Source organism: Jannaschia sp. 2305UL9-9, from assembly GCF_041403465.1.
GTDB lineage: Bacteria > Pseudomonadota > Alphaproteobacteria > Rhodobacterales > Rhodobacteraceae > Jannaschia.
Genome location: NZ_JBGEHM010000001.1, coordinates 105,719 through 123,339 on the forward strand (window position 1 = coordinate 105,719; position 17,621 = coordinate 123,339).

The window sequence follows — 17,621 nt, forward strand, 5'->3', positions numbered from 1 at the left end:
GCTTTCGCCGGGGGCGAAAATTGCCCCCAAAGCAAGTCTACAAGGCGATCAAGAGAACCTCCCCGATTGAAAGCGACTGCCTTACACATCACTCGGTATCACGAGGCCGCCATAGCGTCTGTGGTGGAATACCTTACCTGTCCGCAGGTCACGGGTTCGGTGTCGGTGCGGGGGGGGGCAGAAGGATCCGGCAGGTTCGTCCCGGCTGCACCGGCAAGATGGCGCGCGTCGTCCGTTCCAGCAGTGTGCCGATAGCCAGAGCGTGCAGCCCCGGTATCAGGGTGACCCGGCACCGCGCTGGCCGACGCAACGACAGGCGCGAGGTTTTGGCCCTATCGTCGGTCTGTGCACGTCGTAAAAAGACGCTCGCCCGAAATGGCGGACAGCGCATTTCAGGGTATCGCGCGGCCAAAATCGGTCAGTCTGCTTCAAGAAAGGCCCGGATGACGGCAAGTGTCGCCTCGGGCGCGTCCCAGACAGGGTCATGTCCGGCCCCCGGAATGGTCACCAGATCGGCGTTTTCGAAGCGGGAGAGGTGCTGTGTCTGAAGCGGCCCGAGCCATGCATCGCACCCACCGGCAAGCAGAAGGACGGGGCCTTCGAATTTTGCGGCGTTCGTCCCGAGCTGATCGACCTCGGTGGGGAGCGCGTTGCGCCACGTACGACTGGCAAGTGCTCCGAACCGCCAGTCGGGCGCTGTGTACCCGCTTCCACAGTGATAGGGATTGTCGGGATGATTGGTGAACGCCTTCACCATCTGACCGACCAGATAATCCTCGGGCGCCGCGGCATCCGGGCCGGATACATGCTGTGCGCGAAACCCCGTGGCGATGGCCTGCCGGATATAGCGCGGCCCGGACATATAGCGTTTCGCCTCGACCTCCCATGCATCTCGCCCATCGGCATCGAGATAACCGGGTTCGATCAATACGGCACCGCGAACTGCGTCAGGGTTCCGGCCAAGGTATGCCGTGGCCAGCATCGCCCCCCAGGAATGGCCGATGAGGATCGAGGGCTGTTCGGGTGAACCGAACTCTATTACGGCCTCCAGTTCCTCGAGGTATCCCGAGAGGGTCAGCCTGTTTGCTGCGACACGCTCGGACAGTCCCGCGCCACGCTGGTCATAGAATACCACGTGGTACCGGTCGGCCAACGCATCCAGCGCCTGCAGCGATCGGAAATCCCCGCCCGGACCGCCGTGGAGCACGATGATCGTTGGCGCGTGTTCCGGCCCGCGGACCATCCGCATGTGCAGTCGGGTGCCCGCCAGGGTTTCCGACGACAAGGTCGCATCATCCGTCACCAGAGGCGCCACGCGGTAGTCACCTTGCGTGGCCAGAAACATCACGAGCGCAAGAAGGGCCGAGCCGACCATCAAGCCTGCAATCCATCTCAGGGCGGTTTTCATGCCCGGCCCCCGTAGTCTGCGACGAGGCGGAGGATTTTGTACATGAAGCCGATAGGTCGCCTTGGCGCGTCGGTCTGATTGAACGTTCCGACCAGATGGATGTCTGGTTCCGGCGCGTAGTAGGCGAAGGAACCGCTGGCGCCGGAATGCCCGATCAATTCGGGTGTTCCGCGCATCAGCGTCGTCCAGAGAGGAAGCTTGATCCGCATCAGGCCGTGGCCATACCGGATCGGGAAGAACAGCCTGTTCCACTGCCGCATCTGGTTGGCGGCCTGGCGGGGGAAAAGCTCATTCCTCATGAAGGCGCGCAGAAATATCATCATCTCGTCAAGCGTGGAGACGATGCCCCCGTCCGCCGACATGCTGGCAAGGATCATCGGGATCTGCAGCAATCGATCCCCGTGGTAGACGGGAAGGCCATAATCCGTTCCGCTCAGCACCTCGGTGCGGGACAGGCCCAACGGTCCACAGATGCGCGATTGCAGGGCGTCATCGAAGCTCTGACCGGTCACACGCTCGATCACCGCGCCAAGAAGCTGATAATTCGTATCGGAATAATGGGAGCGTCCATTGCCCGGCACGGCCTGAGGGGGCAGGGCGCGCGTCATCCGCAGCACATCCTGCAGCCCATAGCTGCGGTCCCGTCCCATCTTCAGATCACCGGCAAGGTCGCCTTCGTAGTAGTCCGCAAGGCCCGAGGTCTGGTGCAACAGGTGGCGGACCGTCAGGGTTGGACCGAAATCCACGCCCTTCATCACATGCAGCCCCGAGAGATCCACGTCCGGCAGGATGCCATGGACCGCCTGATCCAGCCGGACCTCGCCCTCTGCGGCCAGTTGCACGATCAGCGTAGCGGTGAACATCTTGGTAATGCTCGCGATCGGCCAGCGGATGTCTGGCGTCGCATCGCCGGCACTGCCTTTGAAATTCACACGGCCATCGCCGGATTGCACGCGGAGGAGAATGCCGTGGCTATCGGTTTTGGCGCATTCCCTGTCGATCAAGGCCTGCAAGTGTCGATCAAGCGTCATGGTTTCGATCCCGTCCTTTGCCAAACCCCCTCAGGCAACGTTCCGTGGCCGGATAAGTGTAAGGCCAATCGCGACAAACCACCCAATCGCACCCAGCCCGAACACTGCGCCGGTCACATCGCCAAGCACCGGGACGAGGGTCAGCATCCCACTCGTGCCGGTCAGCAGTCCCATGCCGATGACAATCCTGCCAAGGCTGCGCCCGATCCATCCGGCAAGGCTTACGCAGCCGATCCAGACGCCCCCGGCGATTTCATTGCCCCCGCCAAGGCCCAGTTCCACCGCATGCATGGTTTCCCAAAGCATCACGGCGCGATCGAACTGCGTCGGTGCAAGAGACGCCGCCCGTTCCACGGCGACGTTGGCTATCATCCCGGCCGCGATCACGAGGGTGGCCCAGATCAGGCCAAGCGCGCGTGTGACATCCGCCCAGTCCGGCGTGCGGGCGCGCAATCGCGCATGGATCGCAAGGACGAGGACGGTCAGGGCCAGCGCGTTCACGATGTAGATGACGCTGTTCCAAAGGATCAGCAGCGCTGCGTCGGTTTCGATGAATGCGACGACACCCCGCGGATCGACGCCCGCCGTTCCAAAGCCCAAGGGGGCAAGCAATGTGACGAGGACGACAAAGCCGAACAGATAGGTTGCCGCGCAGGCGAGGCCTGCCATACCCCCGAGCTTCTGGAGTCTCACGGTTCGCCTCCGGCAGGTCTTTGCGGGGATCGATGCGCCTGTTCTGCCAGTGACCTGAAATGATCGGCCAGTCTGCGCGTGCCTGACGGCGGGGCGGTCATGTTCATCCCGCCTGCCGTCAAAAAGAACTGGGCAGGCCCCGCGATCCGGCGAGGGGCGATCCATGGCAGGGACCGCAGCGCAAGGCGGCGCAGGGTGTCGGGCAAGTAGATGATACGGGATGGCTTGTCCAAGACGGCAAAGCACAGTCTCGCAAGGTCCGCTTGGGTGAACGTCTCGGGCCCGCCAACGTCCGCGCTGTCGGCGCCCCTTGCGACCGCCTCGAAGATTGCCGTGGCAAGATCGGCGCCGTGGATCGGATTGATCCTGTGCTGTCCGTTTCCGAACAGCCAGACGCGGCCAGCCTTCGCCATGTTCAGAAAGTCGGCCATGTCCGAGAAGTACCCCGTGGGCGCGATGACCGTCGATGCGATAGGCGCGGTCCGGAGCTTGCGCACGAATGCCGCCTTTGCCGCGACGAGGGGCACCATTTCCATCCGGTCCGCATTGAGGACATGGACGAACGCGAAATGCGCAACCTTGCTGCGCAAGGCCTCGTCCAGCAGGTTCACATTGGCCTGATAGTCGACGTCCCAATATCCGACCCCATCGGTCTGTCGCGTGATGCCCAGTGCGGAAACCACCACGTCCATGTTCTCCATCACGCCCGTCAGGGATTCCGGCCATGTCGCTTCGGCCTCGACGATCCGGTCTGCGGCCAGGTCGAGGTGACGGCTCTTTCTTCGGACAAGGGCCGTCACATGCCAATCGCGGGCCCGGTATTCGTGGCACAGGAATTGTCCCAGGTATCCTGTCGCCCCTGCTATGAAGATGCGTTTCATCGATCTTCCTCCGGTGTTGCGGCTATCGTTGCAAAAGGGTCGACCGGATGGGCGCCCATATGTGCAGGTGTCGGACGATCAGGGGTGTGCGTCGGAGGTTCGACGTCCATTCCCGTCTGGTCCGATCCGGTCCGGGGCTTGGTCGGCGCGGGCCGGGCTGCCCCTGTGAGGAGTTGGTGGAGCGCGGTGAAGCGCCCCGCGCGAAGGCGAAGAATGTCAGCCATGGCGTTGCCGTATCAGCCGACGACCGGGTGACCGCGACCACGCAGGCATTCGACGACGATCGCTTCGCGCCGCTCGCTCGCATTGGCCGCACCGGCGACGCCCCCGGCAAGGGCGCCGACGATTGCACCGCCCAACGCGTCGCCTTCATCGTCGATATCGCCCAGAACGGCGCCGGCGCCGGCCCCCATCACGGTCGCGCCAAGGGTTTCACGGTCGAACTGGCCCTGGTTGCGGGCCAGGGTCTGACAGGCCGATAGATCGGATTGGAAAGCGGCCGTGGGCTGACCGTCGAGAACGGGGCGATAATTGGCGCCGCTGTCGGCACAGGCCGCAACGGATAGAATTGCCGGGATCAGGATCAGGTATTTCATGGGGGTTGTCCTTTTCAAACTGCTGGCCGCTGAACCCGCCGAATGATCTCGGCGGTGCAGCGGTCGTGTGAAAAGGGTTAGCGGGTGCCCGATATCCGCCGCGACCGGACAGGCTGGTCCGCACGTTCGAACAAGCTGGACCGAACCTTGGACGGCGCAGATCCCGCTAGGGCTTATGCATCGCGCGCCATTGGGACGGGGTCTGATCGGTGACTTTCCTGAAACTCGTGTTGAAGGTGGATTTCGCGTTGAAGCCGACAGTCTCGCTGATCTCGATGATGGTGTCGTTGCTGTTGATCAGCAGATCGCAGGCGTCACGGATGCGGCACTGGTTCACGTAGTCGTAGAACGACATGCCGACCCTCGTGTTCAGCACCTCCGACAGGTGGATCGGCGGGATTGAGATTTCGGACGCCAGCCCTCGCAGGTTCAGCCCGTGATCACGCCACAGCCGTCCGTCCGCCATCCGCGCTTCGAGCCGCGCGGCGTAGCGGTCGATGTCCGCCTTCGTCAGGCCGGACCGGGCATAGCGTGACGGCGGATCGTCCTGCACGGAAGGTTGGCGCGCGTCCGGTTCATCCGCCAGAACGGCTTCGGTCCATCCGGGCAGGGGCGGATTCGCCCGCAATGCGAAGATGCCGAATGACATTGGCATGACGACGTCGAAGACCATCGACCAGACGCCATCGCGCAACGGCCGCCGCCCGAGCAATTGTCCAACCTCGTCGGCAATGACGATCAGGGCGATGATCAGGATGGCCGCGACAAGGCCATCGAGCCAATGCAGGGTCTTGCCCTCGAGATCCGAGAAGACGTCGCGGATGTTGCGTTTGTGAAGGATCAGGCGACGGACGCTGATCGCGCCGTAGACGACGAGGGTCAGGACCCAGACGATCCAGAACACTGTTTCCCCGATGTCAATGGCGGCGCGATGCCCATCGGTTATGACACCCCCGGCAAGGCTAAGCCGCACATCGCCGGGCAGAACGAGCGTCGGCGCAAGGCACAGAAACCCGGCGAGAAAAGGCAGGACATGGATCAGATCCGACCGAACCAGCCTCGGCGCCGCGCTGGTGAGTGCCCGCACGTAGAAATAGAGCGCGACCATGAAGCCCGGAATGATGACATCGTTCCAGCGATGCAGCGCCGGTGGGCCGTTGAACGTATCCGAATAAGCGAACGCATTGAGGCCGTCACAGATATTGACGGCAAAGAACGCGATCATCGCCCAGATATGCATGCGGGGCGGGGGCGTGTCTTGCAGTCTGAGGATCAGGCCCAGAAGGACGAAGATCGACACGGCAAGCGCGCCGGCAAGGCCAAGATGTTCCCAATAGAGGTTCTGGTGAATTTGCATCGGCAACAGGCTCCGCCGCCGCCATACAACGTCCGGGTTCGATTTCAAAGAAACGAAAACGGGCCGGGTTGATGGGGTGCGCAATGCGATGTCGTGAACGGTTCGTGGGGGTGGCCTGACAGGCTGCTGCGGGGCCATGGCGCCATTCGGTCGGTGCCCTTGCGCATCGAGGGACAATGCCGGGAAACCGCCTGCCACTGGATCAACCCAAACGGGTTTCCGCTGGGTCACGCAAGCGGTATGATCCGTTGCGAGACACCACATGAAAGGCGAGCAATGTCCACGAACGTCACGCTGATCGGGGGCACGGCGCTGGCCGTTGTTCTGACAACCACCGCCTTCGCGCAGGACGCACATGACGGCCCGCCACCCATGTCCGAAGAGGATCAGGCCATCAGCGAAGCGTTGCAGGCCCGAATGGGGGACACCAGCACACAGATGGGAAGCGTTCCAATCCCGGGCAGCGCGGGGGACTGTGGCGAAACGCCGGGCTTCGACCGGATGCTGTGCCTGATCGACCTTTTGAAGGCGGATGTTTCCGATGACATCATGGAAAACCTGCAGGTGGACTATTCCCGCACCGTTGCCGAGTATTGGAGCAACCTTCCCGCAGGGGCCTTTCCGAAACGTCCCGGCGTTCTGCTGGGCGAGCTGAACACGAAGCAGCGCGGCCTCGTGAAGGCGATCATGCTGGAAGCCACGAGCGGCGAGGTCGACGAAGGCTTCGACGAAATGGTGCAGACGCTGAATGCGGACGACTACATCAACACCGTCAGCACGGACTACAAGGCAGGCTATTCGTCCTACAACACCAAGTTCGCGTTCCTCGGCACACCGGCCGCGACAGGCACTTGGGAATTGTACTACGGCGGCCACCACATGGCCTTTGCCAACACCTACGTGGACGGGGCGCTGGCCGGGGCCACGCCGTCGTTTCGCGGGGTCGAACCGTTCCCCTATTTCGAGATGAATGGCCGGGTGAACGCCCCCCTCACGCAGGAGCGGGACGCCTTCGCCACGCTGCTCAGCGCGCTGTCCGACGAGCAGCGTGCCGCGGCCGAACTGGAGGGGACCTATCGCGACATCCTCGCCGGTCCTCAGGCCGATGACGCCGTCCCCGACACTTTCGAAGGTCTGCCGGTTTCCGAACTCGATCAGGATCAGACGGACCTGCTGCTTGCTGCGATCGAGACCTATGTGGGCGACATCTCGCCGCGCGAGGCCGAAGCCTACATGGCCAGATACACCGCCGAACTTGCGGACACGTATCTCGGCTATTCCGGCACCCCGCAGATGAGCGCCGAAGACGATTACGTGCGGGTGCATGGCCCATCCCTGTGGATCGAATTCTCGCTGCAATCGAACAAGTCCACCGGCAAGGTCGGCAACCATCCGCATTCCGTATGGCGTGACCTCGCGGACGATTACGGCGGTCAGACGGAATGATCCTGCGGCGGTCATCGCGCGCGATACTGGTGGCACTTGCGATGATCGTCTGCGGGGCAGGTGCCGCCCTCGCACATGCCCTGCCGGGCAGCACCCTTCTGATGCAGCGGCAGGGCGATGCGCTGCATTTGACGATCACGTTCCCTGTCGAGGATCTGGTGATCGCCGCCCCGGACCTCGCGGCGCTGGAGGGGGCGCCCGTCAACGACAAGCTGCCCGCCGACATGGCCTATGACCTGAAGCGTTATCTGGCGGACCATCTGTCCTTGTCAGGTGAGGGGGGGACTCTGCCGCAAACGATGCGGGATGCGCGCCTTCGCCCGGCGTACGAAGATCATCTCGGGGACTTTTCCGTAGTGATCACCGAGTGGGAATTTCAGGCTGGCGGGGCAGGGCCCGACCCCCTGACACTTCGGTATGATGCGATCATGCACGAGGTGCGCAACCATCGCGCCATGGTCCAATGGCGCGGGCGGAACGGCAATTTGCGGCTTTTATCGGTATTCGGGTTTCCGGCGGCGTCCGATGGGGTCGTATTCGACGCGCATTTGAACCAGGACGACTAGCAGGGGCCGAAGGTCGCTTCGTGGTCCGGGGGCCGAACCGAGTCACGGGTCAATCGGGTTCCGGGCCACGGGGCAGGACCGCCGGCCCGCAACCGGCAAACGGTTGGTCTATTTCGCTGTCATCGGCCCTCGCCGGTCAGGCCATGCGTCGAAGAACATCGTCCCGCCGGATGATTTGGTGCCAGATGACGGCCATTGCCGCATGCCCAAGAACCAGAAGTGCGAGGATCCAGCCCATTTCTCCATGCCATTCGGCGGCGATCTGCATCCACGCGATCTCGACCTCGCGCGCTGGAAAGACCTCTGCCCCAAGATAGCTGAAGCCACGTGTTCCGCCTGCTGCCGCCAGGATCCGGCTGCCGGGGACGATCACCATCAGTGCATAGATCGCAAGGTGCCCTGCGGCCGCGGCGCGCCCGGCGGGCCCGACGTCGCGCGGACGCCTTGCCAGATTGACGAGACCCCAGAGCCCCCGGATCAAAACCAGCAGGAAAAGCGTCGTGCCCAAGGTGGTGTGATAGCTCCAGAGAGTTTCGCGCAACGCGTTTTCACGGGGCAACGCCCAATGTGCGGCGGCGGATGCGAATTGCGCGGCGAACAGAACCGCCATGCCCCAGTGCAGGGCGCGACTGATCAGCCCGTATCGGGCAGGCGTATCGAGGATCGTGACCATGCTTGCGTTCCGATGGTGTTGAAGGGTCAGGGCCGTGGGCCGCGCATTGCCGAGGCATCGCAGGTGGCGTCGGGACTGTCCAAGACGCATCCCGCCTGTGCGCTCAGGCAGCCGAGAATGGCGTTCGAACCGGCGGCACCTGCATGATAATGGTACAGGCCGCCGTCTTCGGCATGGCCGTTGCAGGCGTCCAGTCCTTCGGGGTGTGATCCGTCGGCCATCGTGTGCGGCATGATCGCATGGCCATCCATCGCGATACCGATCTGGGCGCCATGGCCGTCGCTGACCGGTTCGGCGGGGCTATGTTCAAGGCAATCGGTGACGGCATGATAGTGGTAGCCGACATGCGGGTTGATATGACCGCCGCAATCGTCGAATGCGGCAATCGTATAGGCCCCGAGGATGGCATCCACCGGGGCAGGGCCGTCCAGACGAACGCCGTTGTAGGCAACGCCGGATCCGCTCCGGTTCGTCTGCCCGGGCGCGTCGGCGGCGACAGGCTCCAGCGGGATCACGTAGGTAAGCGTCCGATCGTCCGACACGTATTCGGGAAGGCATTGAACGCAGTAGTTCTGGTATTCCTCGGCCACGTCGGGACGGGCCGCCGCCTCGCAGGCCTCGAGGGTGCCGGTATAGCGCACATCACCCGTATCGGGATCGAACAATTGCCATTTGGAATCGCCGTAGAACTCCGCAAGATTGGCGATGAAATCACCATCGACGTCATGGACTTCGCCATCTTCCAGCCAGATGCCGCCTGCTTCGGGGCCTTGCGAAATGTTCGTCGGGCACCATGGGCCGGGGGTGTAGTCCTGCGGGCTGCCGCTGACGGTGATGGAAAAGCACTCGGTCTCCGCCCCGCCCGACAGTGTGCAATCCACGACTTCGGGGCCGGAAATGACATCTGCAGCGGAAAAGAACGCCGCGATCTCGGCCAACCGATCCTGCGTCTGTGCGGTAGCGGCGGTGGGACCCGCCGCAAGGATCAGCGTGCCGAGCGCCGCACAGGCCATTTGCGACAGGGGAGCCGATCCCGTTTGCGTCGATGGGATATGGATCATGTCCTGGCCTCCAGTCGGTTGGATGGTGTCGTGCGGGCATTGCGGCCCGGGGCCCGGCCACCCAGGGAATCGCGCAAGTCGCGGGTCACGGCAGACAGGGATGCGGCCCGTCCGGCGCCCAAGCGGGCGACGATCATCGCGTCGATGTCGCCCCAAGCGGCATGGATGTCCGCCAACAGATCGCGGCCCCGGTCCGTCAGGCGCAGGATATTGCTGCGCGTCTCGTTCGGATCGACCTCGCGCGTGATGTACCCGCCATTAATCAGACGCGCGGTCATCGTGCTCATGCTGGAAGGCGTGATGCCGAAAGCGCGGGCGAGGGCCACCTGCGACGCAGGTTCCATATGGGCCAGGGCATCTATCATGCGTGCCTGCCTTGGACGGATGTTCATACGGGCCAACCGCTTGCGTAGCTCATCCTCCACGAGGCTGGCAGAGTGAAGCAGAAGATGGAAATCGAACGTAGCAGTTGTCATGCTGACAGTTCGTATACGAATTATTAACGAAAGGCAATCGCCGTCGTTGGTGGGCCCTTCGCCCTGCGGTGTTCAACCTTGATGGATGTCAAAGCGGATCGGCCCGATATCCTGCACAGTCCGCGCATGGCCCCGCGCCCCGTGCGTCCGAAAGGGCCGAAAGACTGTTCACGGCAACGCAGGCGAACCCGTCCTTCGTTGCCCCGACCGGAGGCCCGCGACATGCAGGAACTGACCATACCCCCATCCGCCATGCACATTCTTCTGGAACAGCTACGCGCGCTGGAGGTCGAGGTCCGGCGCGACGGGGAGGGGCGTGACATGCGCCGCGCGGAACTGCGCGCCGAAATCGAAGGGTTGAACCGGGAGCAGCAGCACGAGCTTGTCGCGCTTTCGTGGATTGGCCGGGGTGACTTCAGCGAAGGGGACTGGACCGAGGCCAAGGCATTGGCGGCGGAGCGCCACGTCGGGCCGACCTATGACTATCTCGTCGCGCACCCCCTCGTATCCGAGCATATCGCGGCGGGGTTGGAGGAAATCGGCCACGATCACCTGATGTTGGACGGCGAATACTGATCGCGAAGGGGCCTCGGCGCGCGACCGTGTGGGGCAGCTGCGGAATGGCCATCAGGCCGCGTTTGCGGCTCGAAGGCATGATCGGTCGCGCGGCGTCCGCCCCGTCACAGGGTCAGCGCAGCGACCACAGGGCAAGCGTCACCACAATCACCATCGACGCGGCCATGGCGATGTTGATCGCGCGTTGGGTCGACGGGGCAAGGTCCAGCCGCCGCAGCCAAACACCCGCCCCCAACCATGCGAAATGCAGCGGCAGCCAGATGGCATTCATGATCAGCAGTTTGACCATCGGGTCGGCCACCGGCCCCAGTCCGATCGCAAAACCGGAAAACATCACCGTGTTCACGGCATAGGCCTTGGGGTTCACCGCCTGAAGGGCCAGCCCATCACGGATGCCGGGTTTCCGCCGCGCCTCGATGAAGGCGATACGCGACCCCGCGGTTGCGATGCGAAAGGCCAGATACAGCAGGTATCCGGTCGACAGGACGAACAGGACCGTCCGTATCCGCGGATCGGCCAAGACGACCGCCGCCACGCCCGAAATCACGGCCAGCGCCACGATATTGGTCCCGATGAACAGGCCCGCGACATAGCGGACGCCCGCCCGCCCGCCGAAGGCGGCCCCGACGCCCGCCGTCGACAGGACGCCGGGCCCCGGCGTGATGATCAGGAAGAAGACCGCCGCCGCGAAGGTCAGCATCACGCCCGCTCCCGCCACCAGATGATCAGGCCGGCGGCCGCGATGACGATGGCGCCGATCACGGTCTGCAGGTCGGGAACCGTCCCGAACACGAGATACCCCCAGGCGGCCAGGTAGATCAGGAAGGTGTAGGTAAAGGGCATCAGCACGCTGGCAGGTGCGAACCCATGCGCGATCGAGAAGAAGTGGTGACCGCTCCAGGCGAACAGGCCAATCGCGAACAGCAGGACCCAATCGACGGCGTTCGTCGGGTTTTGCCAGATCCACCAGGCGACCGGGGCAAGGGCCAGCGACCCCACCAATCCTGCATAGAGCTGCATCGTCCGGGGCGCCGCCGTCCCGGCAAGGCGCCGTGTCATGATCGAGAACAACGCAAACGAGAGGGCCGCCAACAGCGACAGAAGGGCGGCCGGATGGAACTCGGCCGACCAGGGCCGCACCACGATCAGCACGCCGACGAACCCCAGCAGGATCGCGCCCCACCGCCACGGTCCGACCTTTTCGCCCAGGAGGGGAACGGACAGGGCGCAGACGATGATCGGGGCCGAAAACATGATCGAGGCGGTCATCGTCAGATCGAGGTAGGCCAGCGCGATAAAGTTCGACACCGTCGAAACCAGCAGCAGGCCACCCCGCGCCAGCATGGCAAGCGCGAGGTTTCGCGGCGCGGTGAAGCCCGAATGATCCTTGCCCAACATCGGACCGGTCGACAGGACCAGATGGGTCGAGAACCGCATGAACGCCATCTGCATCGCAGGAATGCCCGCAACGGACAGCCATTTCACCGTCGTATCGGTGAAAGAGAACAGCATGTAGGCCAGCAGCATCAAGGCAATGCCCTTGCGGGCATTGTCCTCTCGCGGGCGCGCCAGATGGCTGACCGCCTGTCCACCCGGTGTCGGGGCGGCCACTAGCCTTTGAACCTCTGGGCGTAGAAATCGACCATCGTGGGCACCAGATCGTCGCCGCGCCCATCCTCCAGCGCCATCTGAAGGCCGGCATTCGCGCAGTTGGACATCACGGTTTCCGCGCCCAGATCGCTGGCCATCTGGCGGTAGTATCCGACATCCTTGGCCGCGTTTCGCACCGAGAAGGCGAGCATCTGGTCATTGCCGTCGACCGCATATGCCTTGACGAAATCCATCATCCCGGATCGCAGCGGACCGGCCGCCATCACCTCGTAGAGGGCCTGTCGTTCGACACCTGCCCGGTCGGCCATCGCAAACGCCTCGGACATGGCATTGGCCGTGGTCATAGCGAAGAAGTTGTTGATCAGCTTGATAGTGTGCCCATTCCCGAGCGCACCGAGGTGAAAGACGTTCTCGCCCTGATCTTCGAGGACGGGTTTCACCTTTGCAAAGGCATCGGCGTCGCCCGCGCACATGATGTTGAGCTGCCCGTCGCGCCCGTGGCTGGGCGTGCGTCCGAGTGGCGCGTCCAGATAGGCGCCGCCGGCCGCTGCAACCTCGGCGCCCAGCGCCTTCGTCGACTCCGGCAAGGACGTGCCGTAATCGATCACCACCGCGCCGGGCTTAAGCCCCGCGATCACCCCGTCATCGCCGCGCATCCGGCCTTCCACATGGTCCGACGTGCCCATGCACAGCATCACGACGTCAGAGGCTTCGGCAACCGCGCGGGCCGTTGCGGCCTCGGTCGCGCCCCGCTCCAACGCGGCCTCCACGCCGGCGCGGTCGCGATTGCCGAGAACCGTAAGGGTGTATCCCTTGTCGATCAGGTTCTGCACCATGGCGCTGCCCATAAGGCCCAGGCCGATGAATCCGATTGCAGGTTTGGTCATGTCACTTTCCTTTCACAGTCTCGAACGAACGGGCGGTCAGGCCCTTCTGGATTTCGTAGATTGTCTTGCCGATGGGGGGCGCGGGCAGGGGGATCCGGACCGGCACATCCGCCAGCCGCGGCTGGCGCGACTGACCGCACAGCATCCGCGCGTCGTAATCGGCGAGATCGGGGAATTTTGTCATCGATCCCATGATGGGCCACGCGTCGGCCGCCATCATCTCGTAGAACAGGATCCGCCGCGATCTGGTCGACGTGTTGAGCGCAGACCCATGAACGATGCGTCCGTGGTGCAGGCTGATCGAGCCTGCGGGGCCCATCAGGGGAACGGCATCGGCCATGTCGTACCCGTCACGGGCCAGGTCCATCGCGCCGACGAAATAGCCGCCCGCATGATGATCATGGATCGGCCCCCTGTGAGAGCCGGGAAATACCATCAGCGGCCCATTCTGCGGGCCCATATCGTCAAGGATCACGCCGATCGCCAGAACGGCATCGTTGGTATGGGGGTAGAAGGCGAAATCCTGATGCCATTCGACGGCCGCGCCGTGACCCGCCTCCTTCATGTTCAACTTGGTCGTATGCAGCCGGATGTCGGGCCCCAGAAGGTCGCGCGCCGGTGCCAGAATGGTGTCCGACAGCATCAGGTCGCGAAACACCCGTGAATGGCTGTGAGGCAGCTTGATGCGCCGCACACGCGGGGCATCCGGCGTATGGCTGTCCTCGAGATCAAGCTCCTCGGTGCCTTCGGTCAGACCCCGCGCCTTTGCGGTATAGCACTCGATTTCGGCATGCAGGGCAGACAGCTGATCGGAAGACAGCCGGTCTTCGAGGATAAGATACCCTTCGGCATCGTATTGCGACTTCTGCGCGTCATTCAGAACTTCCATCAGCTGTCCTCCGGTCGCAATGCGTCAAGCTTCGGCAGCGTCGCAGCGGCGTCAGGAACCGTCCCCGTGTAGGCCGCAAAGGACTCCATCGCCATGAACCGGAACAGGTCGAAGCCGGTCATGATCTTCAGGCCGCACCGATCCGCCGCCGTCAGGAACGGCGTCATGACGGGGGTGTAGACCGCGTCGAACGCCCATGCCTGTTCGCCGATCAAGGCCGCGTCGAATGCGCTGCCACCATAGGGCGCCATGCCCATCGGGGTGCAGTTGACCAACCCGTCCGCCCCCCGGATCGCAGCGGGGGCGTCGCCCATCGCGATGGCCTCGGCCCCCGTTTCGGCGGCAAGCGCGCGGGCAAGCGCAGGATCGCGATCCCATATGATGACACGCTGCGCGCCAAGCGCACGCAGGGCCGGAACCACGGCCCGCGCGACACCGCCGGCGCCCGCCACCGCCACCACACCGGGCGCGCGATCCATCACATGCGCCCACGCGGCCAGAAACCCGGAATAATCGGTGTTGTGTCCGGCAATGGGCGCAAAGATCAGCGTATTCGAGGCGCCCAGACGCTCCGTCCCCGGAACCATGGCACCCGCCGCCCAAGCGGCCGCATGGGTTTTCCAAGGATGCGTGACGGTCACGCCTGTCCACCCGGACAGGCGCAGGTTGTCGACACAGGCGTCGAAATCGAAACCCGCGTCGCCCTTCGTGTCGATCGGTGTGAAATCCACAGTCGCGCCCTGATCCGCCGCCATGACCCGCAGGGCGGCGGCCAGGCGCGAATTGCCGATATTCTCGCCGATCAGGCCGCACCGGATATCAGGCATCCCACGCCCCCCGCGATGCGATCGACGGCAGGTTGCGGCCAGCCGCCCAATGCCAAGGCGTCAGCGCCATTGAGCCGCCTCCTCGATCCTCAGGATCACGGCAAGCGTTTCGCGTGCCGATGCGGCATCGACGACCGGTGTGGCGCGCCCGGCGATCACGTCGGCGAAATGCTCCAGCTGGCGCAACAGGGGGATGCCGTCGTCGACCTCGGTCTCCGAGGCGACAGGCTCCTCGTTCCAATGCGCCGCCCCGGACCAGACGCGCAGCGATGGAAACTCGATTGCCCCTTGGGTGCAGGCGATGCGCAGGCTGTCCTGCGCGGTGTGGGGAATATGGGGGCTTTCGCCCGTGCCCGCCTCGAAACCCCACGGGGTGGGTGTCGTGTCTGCATAGGTCAAGGTCGCGGTCACGCCGCTGTCGAACCGCAGGACCGCGCCGCCGCTTTCGGGCCGCGCAGCCCCGCGCACCGCGTTCGAGGCAAGGCCGACCACGTCTGTGACCTCGCCGAACAGCCAGCGCAGGGTATCGACATCGTGGATCAGGTTCTGCTTGATCGGGGCACCGTCGATCCCTGCCCGCCATTCGACGTCGAAGTAGTCATCGGGCTTCTTCATCAACCACAGCAGGGATGCGGCGACCGGCATGCCCAGACGTCCGCTGGCCAGCACCTCGTGCAGCTTGGCGACGCGGGGATGATGCCTGCGGTGATGCCCGACCAGAACGTGCCGATCCGCCGCGCGCGACGCCGCGATCATGCGGTCCGCGTTTTCCAGCGTATCGGCCACGGGCTTTTCGACAAGCACATGCCAGCCACGCTGCAACGCGGCGAGGGTCAGGGGCGCATGGCTGCCCGTGGGGGTGGCCAGCAGGATGCCGTCCGCCTCGACATCGACATCCTCGATGCCTGCAAAACCGGGCGCGGCGGGATGCGCGCGGCGATCCGGGTCCGGATCGATGATCCCGGCAAGGGTCAGGTCGGGGTGCGCCTCTATGTGGGCAAGGTGCCGCGCGCCGATCAGGCCCGTTCCGGCCAGAAGAATACGGGTCACATCACGGCTCCGATCTGCCAGGGAACGAATTCGTAGTCGCCAAGGCCCTGCGCCTCGGACTTGGACATCTCGCCGGAGGCAACACGCAGGAACAGCTCGTAGATTTCGCGACCCTTTTCCTCGACCGAGGTTTCGCCCGACAGGATCGTGCCCGCGTTGACATCCATGTCCTCGGTCATCTTCGCGAAAAGCGCGCTGTTGGTCGCGACCTTGATCGTGGGCGCCGGTTTGGACCCGAAGGCAGAGCCGCGTCCCGTGGTGAAACACACGAGGTTGCAGCCGCCCGCGATCTGCCCCGTGACCGAGGCGGGGTCGTAGCCGGGGCTGTCCATGAAGGTGAACCCCTTGGCGCGGACTTCCTCGGCATACTTGTAGACGCCAACAAGGGGGGTGGTGCCGCCCTTCGCCGCCGCGCCGAGCGACTTTTCAAGGATCGTGGTCAGGCCTCCGGCCTTGTTGCCGGGCGAGGGGTTGTTGTCCATCGATCCGCGGTTGCGGTCGGTGTAATCCTTCCACCATTCGATCAGGCCGACAAGACGGTCGCCGGTCGCGCGGTCGGCGGCGCGGCGGGTCAGCAGATGTTCTGCGCCGTAGATCTCGGGCGTTTCGGCCAGAACGCCGGTGCCACCCCGCGCCACGAGCAGGTCGCACGCGTAGCCAAGCGCCGGGTTCGCCGTGATCCCCGACCACGCGTCAGACCCCCCGCATTGCAGTGCGACCATCAGTTCCGAGACGGGACAGGGCGTGCGCACCGCTTCGTTCGCGACAGGCAGCATGGCGCGCACCTTCTCGACGCCCATTTCTATCGTGCGACGCAGGCCCGCGACATTCTGGATGTTCATCGTCTGGAATGTCGGTCCCTGCTTCAGGCCATAGGCATCCAGCAGCCAGTCGATCTGGTTCATCTCGCAGCCAAGGCCGACCATCAGGACGGCGGCATGGTTCGGATGCTTGGCATAGCCCCACATGACGCGCTGCAATGCCTCGAACCCGTCGCCGTCACCGGCCATGCCACAACCGGTTCCATGCACGAAGGCCACGACCCCGTCGACATTGGGATAGGCGGCCAGTTCCTCGGGTCCGAATGACTCCGCGATGCGCCGCGCGGCGGTGGCCGAGCAATTCACCGATGTGACGACGGCGATGTAGTTGCGCGTTCCCACCCGGCCGTTGTCGCGCAGATAGCCCATGAAGGTGTCGCCGGTCGCGGGTGCGACGGGGCGCAGGTCCGTGCCGAATTCATAGGCATGGTCCGTCGCGGCAAAGGCGCAGTTGTGGGTATGCACGTGGTCCCCCGGCGCAATCGCGGCATAGGCATATCCGATGATCTGACCATATTTGCGGATCTCGCCGCCCTCGGGGATGTGGGCGGTCGCGATCTTGTGCCCCGAGGGGATGAGAGCGGTGGTGGTCACCCCCTCCACGTCCTGACCCACCTCGAGGGCACGGGTTGCCGTCACGACCGTGTCGGTCGCGTCGAGGCGGACATGCTTGACGGGTGTCTCTGCGGTGTCGGCGGACGATGCGCTCATCTCCGAACCGCCAGTCTGACGTCAGCCACGAGGGGCCGCCGGCTCTCCGGGCTCTCCGCAA

General features: G+C 64.2%; 19 protein-coding genes. 3 read left to right on the forward strand and 16 right to left on the reverse strand.

What is annotated here, in order from left to right; genetic code table 11:
- Positions 1-418: 418 nt before the first annotated feature.
- The 6 genes from V6N07_RS00535 to V6N07_RS00560 all read right to left on the reverse strand — a co-directional run bounded on the left by V6N07_RS00535 (position 419) and on the right by V6N07_RS00560 (position 5,966).
- Positions 419-1,408 carry an alpha/beta fold hydrolase gene (locus tag V6N07_RS00535; RefSeq protein WP_371153238.1) on the reverse strand — a complete coding sequence of 330 codons (990 nt, stop codon included), beginning with the start codon at positions 1,406-1,408 and terminating at the stop codon, positions 419-421.
- Positions 1,405-2,439 carry a serine hydrolase domain-containing protein gene (locus tag V6N07_RS00540; RefSeq protein WP_371153239.1) on the reverse strand — a complete coding sequence of 345 codons (1,035 nt, stop codon included), beginning with the start codon at positions 2,437-2,439 and terminating at the stop codon, positions 1,405-1,407. Before V6N07_RS00540 ends, V6N07_RS00535 begins: the two co-directional genes overlap by 4 nt.
- 30 nt (positions 2,440-2,469) lie before the next feature.
- Complete coding sequence (locus V6N07_RS00545) at positions 2,470-3,132, reverse strand: hypothetical protein (protein WP_371153240.1); 663 nt, start codon at positions 3,130-3,132, stop codon at positions 2,470-2,472.
- Positions 3,129-4,013, reverse strand: a complete 885-nt coding sequence (locus V6N07_RS00550) for an SDR family oxidoreductase (RefSeq protein WP_371153241.1) — start codon at positions 4,011-4,013, stop codon at positions 3,129-3,131. Before V6N07_RS00550 ends, V6N07_RS00545 begins: the two co-directional genes overlap by 4 nt.
- A 236-nt stretch (positions 4,014-4,249) precedes the next feature.
- A complete protein-coding gene (locus V6N07_RS00555) occupies positions 4,250-4,609 on the reverse strand; it encodes a glycine zipper family protein (RefSeq protein WP_371153242.1) in 360 nt (119 codons plus the stop codon).
- A gap of 166 nt (positions 4,610-4,775) precedes the next feature.
- A complete protein-coding gene (locus tag V6N07_RS00560; RefSeq protein WP_371153243.1) occupies positions 4,776-5,966 on the reverse strand; it encodes a helix-turn-helix domain-containing protein in 1,191 nt (396 codons plus the stop codon).
- 276 nt (positions 5,967-6,242) lie between these two features.
- Here V6N07_RS00560 and V6N07_RS00565 point away from each other — a divergent pair, with 276 nt between their 5' ends.
- Complete coding sequence (locus V6N07_RS00565) at positions 6,243-7,412, forward strand: DUF3500 domain-containing protein (protein WP_371153244.1); 1,170 nt, start codon at positions 6,243-6,245, stop codon at positions 7,410-7,412.
- Complete coding sequence (locus tag V6N07_RS00570) at positions 7,409-7,978, forward strand: hypothetical protein (RefSeq protein ID WP_371153245.1); 570 nt, start codon at positions 7,409-7,411, stop codon at positions 7,976-7,978. The genes V6N07_RS00565 and V6N07_RS00570 overlap by 4 nt, the downstream gene beginning before the upstream one ends.
- A gap of 136 nt (positions 7,979-8,114) precedes the next feature.
- On the opposite strand, the gene V6N07_RS00575 is transcribed toward V6N07_RS00570, so the two are convergent.
- Genes V6N07_RS00575 through V6N07_RS00585 form a run of 3 tightly spaced genes read right to left on the reverse strand, consistent with a single transcriptional unit; the run spans position 8,115 to position 10,188 of the window.
- The gene (locus V6N07_RS00575) at positions 8,115-8,651 is read right to left on the reverse strand and encodes a cytochrome b (RefSeq protein ID WP_371153246.1); all 537 of its coding nucleotides are present in this window, start codon (positions 8,649-8,651) and stop codon (positions 8,115-8,117) included.
- 26 nt (positions 8,652-8,677) lie between these two features.
- The gene (locus V6N07_RS00580; protein WP_371153248.1) at positions 8,678-9,712 is read right to left on the reverse strand and encodes a YHYH protein; all 1,035 of its coding nucleotides are present in this window, start codon (positions 9,710-9,712) and stop codon (positions 8,678-8,680) included.
- On the reverse strand, positions 9,709-10,188 hold the full coding sequence (locus V6N07_RS00585; RefSeq protein ID WP_371153249.1) for a MarR family winged helix-turn-helix transcriptional regulator: 480 nt from the start codon (positions 10,186-10,188) through the stop codon (positions 9,709-9,711). The genes V6N07_RS00580 and V6N07_RS00585 overlap by 4 nt, the downstream gene beginning before the upstream one ends.
- 222 nt (positions 10,189-10,410) lie before the next feature.
- Between V6N07_RS00585 and V6N07_RS00590 the strand changes: the two genes are divergently transcribed.
- Entirely contained in the window at positions 10,411-10,764 is a 354-nt protein-coding gene (locus V6N07_RS00590; RefSeq protein ID WP_371153251.1) for a DUF3775 domain-containing protein, read from the forward strand.
- Positions 10,765-10,876: 112 nt separating this feature from the next.
- Here V6N07_RS00590 and V6N07_RS00595 read toward each other — a convergent pair whose 3' ends face one another.
- The 7 genes from V6N07_RS00595 to V6N07_RS00625 are packed head-to-tail and all read right to left on the reverse strand — an operon-like array spanning position 10,877 to position 17,560.
- On the reverse strand, positions 10,877-11,464 hold the full coding sequence (locus tag V6N07_RS00595; protein WP_371153252.1) for a LysE family translocator: 588 nt from the start codon (positions 11,462-11,464) through the stop codon (positions 10,877-10,879).
- On the reverse strand, positions 11,464-12,375 hold the full coding sequence (locus tag V6N07_RS00600) for a DMT family transporter (protein ID WP_371153254.1): 912 nt from the start codon (positions 12,373-12,375) through the stop codon (positions 11,464-11,466). The genes V6N07_RS00595 and V6N07_RS00600 overlap by 1 nt, the downstream gene beginning before the upstream one ends.
- Positions 12,375-13,262 (reverse strand): NAD(P)-dependent oxidoreductase, encoded by an 888-nt coding sequence (locus V6N07_RS00605; protein ID WP_371153256.1) that lies wholly within the window; start codon positions 13,260-13,262, stop codon positions 12,375-12,377. The genes V6N07_RS00600 and V6N07_RS00605 overlap by 1 nt, the downstream gene beginning before the upstream one ends.
- Before the next feature lies 1 nt (position 13,263).
- Positions 13,264-14,151, reverse strand: a complete 888-nt coding sequence (locus tag V6N07_RS00610; protein WP_371153257.1) for a phytanoyl-CoA dioxygenase family protein — start codon at positions 14,149-14,151, stop codon at positions 13,264-13,266.
- Positions 14,151-14,978, reverse strand: coding sequence for a shikimate dehydrogenase (locus tag V6N07_RS00615; protein WP_371153258.1), 828 nt, complete (start codon positions 14,976-14,978; stop codon positions 14,151-14,153). Before V6N07_RS00615 ends, V6N07_RS00610 begins: the two co-directional genes overlap by 1 nt.
- A gap of 60 nt (positions 14,979-15,038) precedes the next feature.
- The gene (locus V6N07_RS00620) at positions 15,039-16,028 is read right to left on the reverse strand and encodes a Gfo/Idh/MocA family protein (protein WP_371153260.1); all 990 of its coding nucleotides are present in this window, start codon (positions 16,026-16,028) and stop codon (positions 15,039-15,041) included.
- Complete coding sequence (locus tag V6N07_RS00625) at positions 16,025-17,560, reverse strand: UxaA family hydrolase (RefSeq protein ID WP_371153261.1); 1,536 nt, start codon at positions 17,558-17,560, stop codon at positions 16,025-16,027. Before V6N07_RS00625 ends, V6N07_RS00620 begins: the two co-directional genes overlap by 4 nt.
- Positions 17,561-17,621: the final 61 nt, after the last annotated feature.